Genomic DNA, 11510 nt, shown 5'->3' with positions numbered 1-11510 from the left:
GAAGCAGGTAGAAGAACTGAAAGACGAGGCCGATGCCGTCTCGTCGCAGCAGCGTCCGCTCCCGGTCGGACAACTCTCGAACCGGGCGGCCAAGCAGCGAGACCTCGCCCGAGCTCGGAACGTCGATCGCCGCCGCCAGGTGGAGTAGCGTGGATTTGCCACTGCCGCTCCGTCCGGTGATGGCGAGCTTCCGGCCGCTCCGGATCTCGAAGGAAACGTCGTCCAAAACCTTCAGAACGTCACCATTAGGTTGCGTGAACTGCTTGGAAACGTTCTTGAACGAAACGACGGGCGTCCCCGGAGCCACTGTTCCAACCTCCGCGCCAACCTGCAAGCGACGCCGCTATTCTTTCACTTCCCCGGGCGGCTCGAAACGGCTCTCTGGAAGAGGTCGACCGCATAGAGAACGGAGCCCAGGGAGAGCAGAAAGATCTGCGAGAGGCGGGCGGAGTCACCGGGACCCCAGAGAACGGGCAACAACAGCACACCGAGACCCACCACGAGGAAGGCGCGTCCCCGGGCCCGCCGGCGTACGGCCACCACCAGGTGGTACAGGATCGCGAGAGCCGAGAAGGCCGCGAGAAACCCGCCCGACGTCGAGCCGCGGCCCCCGCCCAGGGTGGCGACCGGAGCCATCATGGCGGAGAAAATGGGTGGAGGCACGAGAAAGGCCACTCGAGGCCAGGGCGCGAAGAGCTTCGTCACCGACCTCACGAAGGGCAGCACTACGAGAAACACGATGAACGCATTGGCGAAAGCCGAGTAACGGTGCGGTCGAAAACCCTCTAGTTGGACGAGCACGGCCGCGAGTCCGACGGCGAGCCCGATTCCCGCAAAGAAGCTGGCGCGGCGGACGAAGGACCTGGGCCAGCCGGTTCGGACGAGCGCGAGGACGAAGACGAGCGCGGCGAGGACGACAAAAAGAGCCGCGGTGATCAGGAGGCGCCCTCTCCCCTCCCCACCAACGAGAGCTTCCAGAAGGTCAGTCGAACCGACCACGAGAAAAACCAGCAAGATGGGCCATCTCTGGCTCGGCACGATTCCCGGCGCCGGCAGCAACGTCGGAGTTTGGATGGCCAAATGCTTCGCCTGAAGAAGCAAGTAGCGCACGAAGAACACCGCGGATCCCAGGACCAGGAAAGCCCACAAATCGGGGACGTACCCGAGATAGGCGAGGACACAAAGGGAAACCGAGACGAGGAGCTGCCCGCGGATCTCCCGCCGCATGCACTGGCCGGGTTCGTTCCCGGCTCGGGGAAGGTAATAGTGGAGCGCTCGGCTGCCGCCGCGAATGACGAGCGCCGCCCCCCCGAGCGAACAAGCGAGCCACAGGAACAGCCCTCCCGAGCCCGCGCCAGCGAGCTGGGAAGCCCAGGCCACGACGGCCACTCCGAGCGACCAGGCCATGGGGCGGAGAGGCACGTCGGATGCGGGAGCAGAAAAGAACCCGACGACGACTAGGGTGAAGATGACGCGCCTCGGCTCCACGAGCGCACCCTGAAACGCATAGACGAGAAGCGAGCCGGCAACCAGAAGGACGAAGAGAAAGACTCGATTCAGGAGGCCGTTGCCGTTTCTCTCGGGACACCGTTTCGTGCGGCAACGATCTCCGCCATCACCGAAAGGGCGATCTCCTCTGGGGTCCGCGACCCGATTTCGAGCCCGATGGGAGCGTGGAGCCTCGAGAGCTCCGACTCGGTGACGCCTCGCTGCAACAGGCGGGCGCGCCGCTTCTCGTTCGTTTTCCGACTCCCGAGCGCGCCGACGTAGAAGGCGGGACTCTTGAGGGCGACGCCGAGAGCCGGATCGTCGAGCTTGGGGTCGTGTGTGAGCGTCACGACCGCGGTGGATTGTGTCACCCCGATCTCGACGAGGGCGTCGTCCGGCCACTCCGTCAAGAGCTCCTTGGCATGGGAGAATCGTTCCTCGTTACCGAAGACTCCTCGGGGATCGATGACGATCGTTCGGTATCCGAGCGTGTTTGCTAGCGAACAGAGCGCGCGGGCGATGTGGACTCCGCCAACCATGACCAGCACCGGAGGCGGGGCCTCGACGTCGTGAAAGACTCGAGTGCCGTCCGAAAGAGTCAACTCCCTCTCGAACTCCCCTCGGGTGACGAACGCCTCGCGCATCGCGTCGTACAAAGCCTCGTCGAGCTCCTCGACGAATATCTCCAGAGTGCCGCCACAAGAGAGCCCGACTTCCCAGGCCGTCTCGTCGGCGACGCCGAACTTTAGAAGCTTGGACTCTCCGGTCTCGAGAACCTCGCTCGCTTCCTCGACGACCGCAGACTCCACGCGACCTCCGCTGACGGAGCCAGCGATGCGCCCGTCTCCGGACACCGCCATCTTGGCGCCCGGTCCCCGGGGCCCCGAGCCCCAGGTGCGAACGACCGTGGCGAGAGCGACCGGCTGACCTTCTTCCCGCCAACGGCTGACGTCGGCCATGACGTCACGGATGCTCATGTCACTCGTCGAACGCTCCCAGAACGCGCCGTTCCACGTCGGTACGGCGCTCTTCTCGCGAGCCGCTCCAGGTGTCTCGCGAGCGCTTCAAGACTACCCAAATTGTGCACGGGAAGAAAGTCATCCACGTGTGGCAGCGCCGCCCTCATGCCTCGGGTCAAAGGCTCGTACTCGGGTGAGCCCAGAAGAGGGTTGAGCCAGACCAGCCGATAGGCGCTTCGGTGGAGCCGGGCCATCTCGAGAGAAAGCAGCTCCGCGTCCCCCCGATCCCAGCCGTCGCTTATGAGGAGCACGATGGCGCCGCCGCCCAAAACGCGCCGGGCCCAATCGAAGTTGAACGCCTTCAAGCACTCCCCGATACGGGTGCCGCCCGCCCAGTCCGTGACCGCACTCGAAACGCCGGCAAGGGCCCGTTCCACATCGCGATCCTTGAGATGACGGCTCAGCCGGGTGAGCCGGGTGCCGAAAGCGAACGTCTCCACCCGCTGGGAGAGGCCCTGCGTCAGCGAATAGACGAAGTGAAGCAGCAGTCGAGTGTAGCGCTCCATCGAGCCGCTCACGTCGGCGATGACCACGAGAGGGCGCGGCTTTGTTCGGAGCTCGCGCCTCGCGAGCCCGAATATCTCGCCGCCGTGCCGGAGGCTGCGGCGAAGCGTGCGCCGCAAGTCGAGGTGCCGCCGCCCCCCGGCCCGGTAGCGCCGGCTGGTGCGCTCTTCCAGCCTCCAGATCATTTCAGAAATCAGGCGCCGAACCTCCATCATTTCCTCTTCCGTGAGATCGGAAAAGTCGCGCGACTGCAGCGCCTCGAGGGCGCTATAAGTCCTCGTGACCTCGATCACGGGTCGCTCCTCCGCGTCACCCGGAAGCGGCTCGCCCGAGGGGCGGCGTCCTTCGGACGGGAGGGCGACGAGCGGTCGGGGCCTCGCCCGCCGGATGCGTCGTCCGCCGAGCTCGATGCGCTTCCACTCCCCGAGAGGCTTCTGCCAGAACATCTCGAAGGCTTGGTCGAAGAGAGGAATGTCCTCGCGATCGTGCACCAGCAGCGAGCGTACCGCGTGATAGAAGTCGGAGCGAACGCCGATGCGAACGTGGGCGAGAGCTTCGGCCAAATCGATCATCCGACCGGGGTTCACGTCCAGACCGAGCCCGCGCAGGACGCGCCCGAAAAGGACGAGGTTCCGGAGCAAATGGTGCTCCGCCATCTCGGCTATCCGGTCGCTTTCACGCGCTCGAGGAGAGCGCGTGAGCCATCCCCTCTCAGCTTGTCGACGTCGTCGCGGTACTTGAGAAGCGCGCCGAGCGTCTCCTCGACGACCGTCTCGTCGAGTGCCTCCTTGTCGAGCGCCACGAGCGCGCTCGTCCAGTCGAGAGTCTCGGCGACGCCCGGAACTTTGTACAGGTCGAGCTGCCGCAGCTCTTGCACGAACCGCGTCACCTGGCTGGCGAGCTTCTCCGAAGCTTGGGGAAGCTTGGTGCGGACGATCTCGAGCTCCTTCTGAAAGGTCGGGTAGTCGATCCAGAAATACAGACATCGCCTCTTGAGGGCGTCGTGAACTTCTCGGGTACGGTTCGACGTCAGAACGACGACGGGCCTTTCCCTGGCACGGATGGTTCCTATCTCGGGGATGGTAACCTGGAAGTCGGAGAGCATCTCCAGAAGAAACGCCTCGAACTCCTCGTCACTTCGATCGATTTCGTCGATCAGCAGCACGCGACGCTTCTTCACTTTGGGATCGATTGCCTGCAGGAGGGGCCGTTCGAGAAGGAACTCCGGTCCGAAGAGCTCCTTCTCCTCGAGCTTTTCCCCGCGACTCTCGGCGAGGCGGATGTGCATCATCTGTCTGGTGTAGTTCCACTCGTAGACCGCCTGATTCACGTCGAGCCCCTCGTAGCACTGGAGCCGAATGAGGCTCAGACCGAGAAGCTCGGCCAGGACTTTGGCGATCTCCGTCTTGCCGACGCCGGCCTCGCCCTCGAGAAAGAGAGGGCGCTCGAGCTTCAGAGCAAGGTAGATGGCCGTCGCCAGCCCGCGATCGGCGATGTAGAGCTTGTCGCGAAGACGAGCGGACAGCTCTTCGATGGAGGAAACCAACGCTACTTCGATTTCTTGGCCCGCTTCACTGCTTCCGCCAGAGCTCGTCGCGTCAGCACCTCGGCCAGATGGGTTCGATATTCGCCGGACGCGTAGAGATCTCCCAGGGGGAGCTCGATGGACTCCGCAACCCGGGCGGAAGCCAACTCAATCACCTTGGCGACGGGTTTCTGCCCCTCGAGCTCCTCGGCGACGCCTCGGACGAGCACGGGTTTCTCCGTCACGCCTCCCACCGCCAGACGCACCCGACTCACGGCACCGCTTTTGAGCGTAACGACGGCGCACACACCCACGACCGCGTAACTCGAGGCGGGATGCCGGTGCTTGAAGTAGGCTCCGCCCTGGCCCGCGCCCATCGTGGGGACGCTTACCTCGGTGAGGATCTCGTTTGCCTTGAGCGCGGTCGTGAACAGATCGACGAAGAACTTCTCCGCCGGAATCCGGCGCTTCCCTTTCGCTCCCTCGGCGCCGATCTCCGCCTCGAGCGCCAGGATCACCGTCGGATAGTCCGCTGCCGGGTCGGCGTGGGCCAGGCTGCCGCCGATCGTGCCGCGGTTTCTGACCTGGAGATCTCCGATCATCGACGCCGCCTCGGCGAGAACCGGGCAGGCTCGGCGAATATCATCGGACCCGGCAATCTCGGCGTGGGTGGTGAGAGCCCCAATCTTGATGGCCTTCTTCCCGACTCGGATGTCGGACAACCCCTTCAGCCGGCCGATGTCGATGACCGCCGCCGGGGAGCTGACCCGGAGCTTCATCGCCGGCAGAAGACTGTGGCCGCCCGCGAGAAGCTTCGCGTCTTTGGTCTTCCGGAGAAGCTGCAGCGCCTCTTTCAACCTCTTGGGACGATAGTACTCGAAACTGGCTGGATACATTTCTCTATTCTCCCGAACTCCTCACCGGCTACCTCCGCATCGCTTTCCAGATCTTCTCCGGCGTCAATGGGATATCGATGTGACGGACGTTCTTTCCATCGAGCGCGTCCAACACGGCGTTGGCCACCGTGACCGTTGCCGCGATGGTCCCCATCTCTCCCGCTCCCTTGACTCCTAGCGGATTGTGCGGCGAGGGCGTCTCGATTCGGTCGATCTCGAACTTGGGGAACGACTCGGCCCGCGGCATGGCATACTCCATGAGCGAGCCGGTCAGAAGCTGACCGTCCTCCCCGTAGACGCCCTGCTCCCAGAGAGCCTGACCGATTCCCTGCACGATCCCGCCCGCGATCTGACCTTCCACGATCGTCGGGTTGATGACGTGCCCCACGTCATCGATGGCGACATACCGCTGAATCGCGACCTCTCCGGTGTCGGGGTCGACCTCGACTTGCGCGATGTGCACGCTCGCCGGAAAGGTGAAGTTCGCTGGATCGTAGAAGCTCGTCTCGTCGAGGCCCGGCTCGAGGCCCGCGGGGAGATTGTGCGCGGTGTAGGCCGCGAAGGCCAGCTCGGCGAACGGCTTTGCTTTGTCGGGCGAGCCCTTCACGTAGACCTTGCCTTCCGCCTGGTCGTAGACCATGTCGTCTTCGGCCGCCTCGAGCTGGTGAGCCGCTATCTTGATGAGCTTTTGCCGTATCTTTTGGGAGCTCTTCACCAGGGCGCTGCCACCGACGGCGGCACTGCGGCTTCCGTAGGTGCCCATGCCGAATGGAATGCGTCCGGTGTCACCGTGGACGACCTCGATGTCCTCCATGGCCACCCCGAGCTCGTCGGCAACGACTTGAGCGAACGTCGTCTCGTGTCCCTGACCGTGAGCGTGCGATCCCGTCAAGACCGTCACCTTGCCGGTTGGATGAACGCGGACCACACCGCTTTCCCAGAGTCCCACCGCGGCGCCGAGCGACCCGGCCACGGCCGAGGGTGCCGGACCGCTCGCCTCGATGCACCCCGAGACCCCGACTCCAACGAGCCGGCCCTTCTTTCGTGCCTCGCCCTGCTCTTTGCGCATCTTCTGGTAACCGGACAGCTCGGCAGCCTTGTCGAAAAGGGCCGGGTAGTTCCCACTGTCATAGACCATGGCCACGGGCGTCTGATATGGGAATTCGTCCTTGCCGATCAGATTCTTCTTTCGGATCTCGATCGGATCCAGCCCCAGCTCGCGGGCTGCCAGGTCGACGAGCCGCTCGAGCATGTAGGAGGCTTCGGGACGACCCGCCCCGCGGTAGGCATCGACGGGCACGGTGTGGGTCATCGTTCCGATAATCTCGCCGTAGACCCCCTTCATTTTATATAGGCCCGCGAACAGGGTCGCGTAGAGCGCCGTCGGAATGAGGGGACCGAACGTCGAGACATAGGCTCCCAGGGCGGCCCAGGTCCTCACGTGCAGGCCGGTAAACGTTCCGTCGCTCTTCATCGCCAGCTTGGCCACCGTCACGTGGTCGCGGCCCTGCGAGTCCGAGACCGAAGACTCGGAGCGAGTCGCGACCCACTTCGCCGGCCGGTCGAGCACGCGCGCCACGAAGGGCGTGATGACCTCTTCCGGGTAATGGGGGATCTTGCTTCCGAACCCTCCTCCGACGTCGGGCGAGATCACCCGAAGTCGGTTCTCGGGAATTCCCAGAGTGAAGGCGCTCAAAAGAAGCCGAATGGGTTGGGGGTTCTGACTGGTCGTCCAGACCGTCATCTCCCCGGTGGCGGAATCCCATCGAGCGGCGCAGGCCCGGGGCTCGACCGCATTTGGAATGAGGCGTTGATTGACGAGCTCGAGCTCGACGACCCGGTCGGCTTCGCGAAGGGCCGCCTCCGAGCCTTCCTTGTCCCCCAGGTTCCACCTGAAGCTCACGTTTTCGGGGACATCGTCGTGGACGAGCGGCGCCCCCTCCTCGCTCGCTTTCCTCGGATCGACGACCGCATCGAGGGGCTGGTAGCTCACGTCGATGAGCTCGACCGCGTCCGCCGCCGCGTACGGGCTTTCGGCTGCCACCACGGCAACTCCATCCCCTACGTGACGGACCCGGTCCACGGCGAGCGCGTGATGGGCGGGAACCTTGATGTCCGGCACGTTGAATCCACAGGGCAACGGACCGCACCCTCCATCGACCAGATCCTTCCCGGTGAGCACGCCGACGACGCCGGGAAATTCGGCGGCATTCCTCGTGTCGATCTTCTTGATCTTGGCGTGCCCGTAGGGGCTTCGCTTGATCGCGAGATAGACCATGCGGGGAAAGCTCAAGTTGGCAACGTAAGCGCCCTTACCCTGAATGAAACGCGGATCCTCGACTCTCTTGACTCCCTTGCCGACGTAAGCCATTACGCCGCCCCTTTCTTGGTCTTGCGCGCCTTCTTGACGCTCGCCGCGGCCACGATCGATCGCACGATGTTCTCGTAACCCGTGCAGCGGCAGATGTTCCCCTCGAGACCATGGCGAACGTCCTCTTCGGTCGCCTTCGGGTGTCGCTTCAGTATCTCGGTCGCGGTCATGATCATGCCTGGCGTACAGAAGCCGCACTGGAGTCCGTGATTGTCCCAGAACGCCTGCTGAATCGGGTGGAGCTCGCCGTTTCTGGCGAGCCCCTCGATGGTGGTGAGCTCGCTTCCATCCGCCTGAACGGCAAGCACGGTGCAAGACTTGACGGTGCGACCGTCCATGATGATGGTGCACGAGCCGCACTGGCTCGTGTCGCAGCCGACGTTCGTCCCGGTGAGCGAGAGCACGTCGCGGAGATAGTGAACCAGCAACAACCGCGGCTCCACTTCGTGCTTGGTCTCGCGCCCGTTGACGGTGATGGTTACTGGAATGGTCATGAGGGTCGTCCTCCTGGGCTGAGAAGCGATGGCCTAAGAGCGAAAAACGGGCACGAGGGTACTACAGACGGGAGGCGCAGACAATGGTCACCGAAGCTCGTTCGCGACCGTGGCAAACGCGCGACCGTCAGTCCTTCAAATGAGGCCGCACGTCGATGCCGAGATCTCGCTCCACCTGGGCGCACCAGATTTCGTCGTCTTCCACGGCCCACCAGTCAACCCAGGCTTCGTCGCTCATGTCCGCCCGCCATTGCATGATCGATTCCGCGTCCGGGCCCACCGGATGCCGGAGCCTCCAGCTACCGCTCGAGACGATATCCTTTATCCTCTCGGCGACGACGAAAGGGGACACGGGTTGCTCCAGGGAGGTTTGGAACAACGCCATGATGCGGCGCTCACCAGGATAGGGAGTATGCTTCGGAGAGTCTCGATACTTGCCGAAGATGGGCGTGGCGATGACCCCGGGCTCCACGAGAGCCACGCGGATGTTGAAGGGCTTGACTTCCTGCGCGAGCGCTTCGCTCGCCGCCTCGAGCGCGAACTTCGAGGCCGCGTAGGCGGCCATGGGTGTTCCCGCGAGCCGACCGGCGACCGAGCTCACGTTGACGATGCAGCCTTCTCGATGGCGCGTCATCGCGGGAAGCACCGCCTGAATGCAGCGAAGCGCACCGAAGAAGTTCGTCTCCATGACCTTCTTGAACTCCTCGAGCGGAAGCTCGGCTACCGGTCCCGCACCCGGCACGCCGGCGTTGTTCACGAGCACTTCGATGCTTCCCGCGGAGTCGAGCACCTGCCCGACGGCTTCGGCAACGGACTCGGTGGAGTCGACGTCCATTCGGGAGATCTCGATGGGCAGTGATTCCTTTGCTGCGATATCGCCAAGCTCCGGAGCTCCGTCGGGATTCCACATCGTGGCGTAGACGCGATGGCCGGCTCGGCCGAGGGTCACCGCCGTCGCCAAACCGATGCCGGTGCTCGAGCCGGTGATCAGCACCGTGGACATATCGATGCCTCCCCTGCCGGCTCAACCTTCGAGGAAGGTATCCGGCGATTCTTCCACCGACGACCTCGAGGGGATCAACGAGCGAAGCGCGGGAAAAAGGCACGGGGTGGATTGACAGTACCTTCGATAGCGCTCGCCAAAAACGGGAATAAGCTCGAGTTTCTCCTCGAGCCGCGCATAGCCCCACCAACAGAGAATCCACAAGGGTACCGTCAGAAGATAAGGCACGGACCGAGACAGGCCTCCGACCCCAACGGATAGAATGGCCAGCGCCAGCGCCTGAGGGTGGCGTATGAAGGAGTAGAGACCCGACGTGTCGAGCTCATTGACATAGCTCGAGGGTGCGTGCAACCTCCCCACCCGGGCCGCTCCAGCCAGGAAGAGGACGACCCCCGACACCCCTGCGACCGCTCCCACCAAAGTGAGGAACGGCCAATCGAGGCGTGGGCCGCCCGCGGCCAGCAAGCTCCAGCCGGCTGCGATCGCGGTCATCCCGAAGCCGTTCACCAGCCAACCGACGAGCCAGTGCACGTTTCGTCCCGCTCGGCGAGCACCCGGGCTCAACCATGACGTGAGCGCCAGCAGGCAGAAGCCGGAGAGTGAGACCGCGATTCCCAGAACCGGTGTTTCGGTCGCCGCCGTTCGAATCAGCCAAAGCATTTCCAAGTCTCCCCGTGGCCCGGGGGATTGTATCAGCGGAACGACGAGATCCGCGCCCGCCCGAGGCCTGCGGTGTGAGAATGGCCGTGGAGGCTTCTGGTGGCGCACGCGAAAGTGGTGCAAGGCGTGAAAAACTGCGCTCGGTTATTGTTTTCGCAAACGGTCGATATGGAGAGATTTTGGATTACGGCTTCGCCGCGCTGTGTTACATTGGTAACGTAGGGTATTTGGAGATGAAGCCAGTCCACTTTCTCGCCGGCCTCATCGCCGGGGTCGTTGCCGGTTCGTTGGGCACCCTTTTCCTCACTCCGAGCTCGGGGCGCGACATGCGCGAGTCTCTCACGCGAGAGGCCAAAAGGCTCGCGGTTCGAACGACGGGGCTGCACCCACGGGAATGGAGCGAGATCGCCGCGGAAGAGAGCGGACGAAGCGTCCTCGAGAATCTCGAGCGCATTCGCGCTGCCGGGCTCTAGACTCGGGTCAGCCTCCCCACGCGAGACCCTTCTTCAGCAGGGCAATCTGTCCGGCGTGGTACAGATTGTGTTGCACGATCCCGTGGAGAAGATCGTATACGGAGCCGGGCTGGCCTTTTATGCCCTTTTCCAGATCCAGATCATCGAGCTCGAGGACTCGGCTCAACAGAGCCCGGTGCGACTGGTTCAGCCGGTCCAGCATTTCGAGCCAGGGGAGAGGCTGAGGCCAGTCCTCCTCCGCGGGAAGGTCTCGCGCCTCTCCGCCCAGGCGGCGTGACGCCTCTTCCTGCCAGGCGATCACGTGCATCACCAGCTCGCCGATCGTGTGAACGCCGGGAATGGGACGCCATCCCGCTTTCGTCTCGTCCACGTCGGAAAGCAGCTCCGTCATCGAGGGGCCGTGCCAGGCCTTGCCGCGCAGCGCCCGGTCGAGCTGAACGCCTATCCGCTCCACCTCCCGACTCACGATTCCTCCAGAACGATGCCTTCGATCTCCATCAAGACCCGCTTGATGTCGATGCCACCCGTGTAACCACCGAGCTTGCCACCCGAGGCGACGACACGATGACAGGGAATGACGATGGCGACGGGATTCTTTCCCAGGGCATTACCCACCGCGCGTTGCGACTTCGGCCGTCCGATGCGGCAGGCGACATCCGAATAGCTCTGACAGGTCCCGAATGGGATGTGACTCGCGGCGTTCAGAACGTCTCTCTCGAACTCCGTACCCCAGCGAACGTCGATGGATAGGTCAAAGTGTCGCCGTTTCCCTTCGAAATAGTCGGAGAGCTGCCGCCTCTCGCGGTCGAGTCTCCCCGGTGCCATCTGGGGAAGAAGTCCCCTGCGCTCCAGGTCATCGAGGAGCGTGTCTTCGCTGCTTCGGAAGCTGACGCGACAAACGCCTCGCTCGGTTCTCGCCACGAAAACCGGTCCAAAAGGCGCGTCCATCCAACCGCAGTAGGTCCGCCAAGGCTCGAACGCTTTCATCAGGCTCTCATGGGCGGCGAAGCGGGCCTTTTCGCTCGGGACAGGAAGCTCGGGCATCGTGATCATTTCTTGGTTTCCTCCGATCTCAAT

13 protein-coding genes are annotated in these 11510 nt (G+C 63.7%); 1 reads left to right on the top strand and 12 read right to left on the bottom strand.

What is annotated here, in order from left to right:
• The 10 genes from VEK15_10785 to VEK15_10740 form a co-directional block, all read right to left on the bottom strand.
• The coding region (locus VEK15_10785; protein HXV61171.1) for an ATP-binding cassette domain-containing protein at window positions 1–307 on the bottom strand (307 nt) is incomplete at its 3' end.
• Between the two features lie 44 nt (window positions 308–351).
• Window positions 352–1488, bottom strand: a complete 1137-nt coding sequence (locus VEK15_10780) for a hypothetical protein (GenBank protein ID HXV61170.1) — start codon at window positions 1486–1488, stop codon at window positions 352–354.
• A gap of 68 nt (window positions 1489–1556) precedes the next feature.
• On the bottom strand, window positions 1557–2465 hold the full coding sequence (locus VEK15_10775; GenBank protein ID HXV61169.1) for an XdhC family protein: 909 nt from the start codon (window positions 2463–2465) through the stop codon (window positions 1557–1559).
• Window positions 2462–3667, bottom strand: a complete 1206-nt coding sequence (locus VEK15_10770) for a VWA domain-containing protein (protein ID HXV61168.1) — start codon at window positions 3665–3667, stop codon at window positions 2462–2464. The genes VEK15_10775 and VEK15_10770 overlap by 4 nt, the downstream gene beginning before the upstream one ends.
• Window positions 3668–3672: 5 nt before the next feature.
• A complete protein-coding gene (locus VEK15_10765) occupies window positions 3673–4557 on the bottom strand; it encodes a MoxR family ATPase (protein ID HXV61167.1) in 885 nt (294 codons plus the stop codon).
• Window positions 4558–4559: 2 nt separating this feature from the next.
• Entirely contained in the window at window positions 4560–5432 is an 873-nt protein-coding gene (locus VEK15_10760; protein HXV61166.1) for a xanthine dehydrogenase family protein subunit M, read from the bottom strand.
• A gap of 28 nt (window positions 5433–5460) precedes the next feature.
• Window positions 5461–7803: a xanthine dehydrogenase family protein molybdopterin-binding subunit gene (locus VEK15_10755; GenBank protein HXV61165.1), complete on the bottom strand. Its 2343-nt coding sequence runs from the start codon at window positions 7801–7803 to the stop codon at window positions 5461–5463.
• Entirely contained in the window at window positions 7803–8297 is a 495-nt protein-coding gene (locus VEK15_10750; GenBank protein ID HXV61164.1) for a (2Fe-2S)-binding protein, read from the bottom strand. Before VEK15_10750 ends, VEK15_10755 begins: the two co-directional genes overlap by 1 nt.
• A 127-nt stretch (window positions 8298–8424) precedes the next feature.
• A complete protein-coding gene (locus VEK15_10745) occupies window positions 8425–9300 on the bottom strand; it encodes an SDR family oxidoreductase (GenBank protein ID HXV61163.1) in 876 nt (291 codons plus the stop codon).
• 21 nt (window positions 9301–9321) lie between these two features.
• On the bottom strand, window positions 9322–9960 hold the full coding sequence (locus VEK15_10740) for a hypothetical protein (protein ID HXV61162.1): 639 nt from the start codon (window positions 9958–9960) through the stop codon (window positions 9322–9324).
• Between the two features lie 233 nt (window positions 9961–10193).
• On the opposite strand from VEK15_10740, the gene VEK15_10735 reads away from it, so the two are divergent.
• Window positions 10194–10433, top strand: a complete 240-nt coding sequence (locus VEK15_10735) for a YtxH domain-containing protein (protein HXV61161.1) — start codon at window positions 10194–10196, stop codon at window positions 10431–10433.
• Window positions 10434–10440: 7 nt separating this feature from the next.
• Here the strand turns inward: VEK15_10735 and VEK15_10730 are convergent, their stop codons facing one another.
• A complete protein-coding gene (locus VEK15_10730) occupies window positions 10441–10899 on the bottom strand; it encodes a DinB family protein (protein ID HXV61160.1) in 459 nt (152 codons plus the stop codon).
• The coding region (locus VEK15_10725) for a methylated-DNA--[protein]-cysteine S-methyltransferase (protein HXV61159.1) at window positions 10896–11510 on the bottom strand (615 nt) is incomplete at its 5' end. The genes VEK15_10725 and VEK15_10730, both read right to left, overlap by 4 nt.

Source organism: Vicinamibacteria bacterium, from assembly GCA_035620555.1.
Lineage (GTDB): Bacteria > Acidobacteriota > Vicinamibacteria > Marinacidobacterales > SMYC01 > DASPGQ01.
Note: the sequence above shows the minus strand (reverse complement) of the source record. Positions and strands in the feature narration are given on the sequence as shown.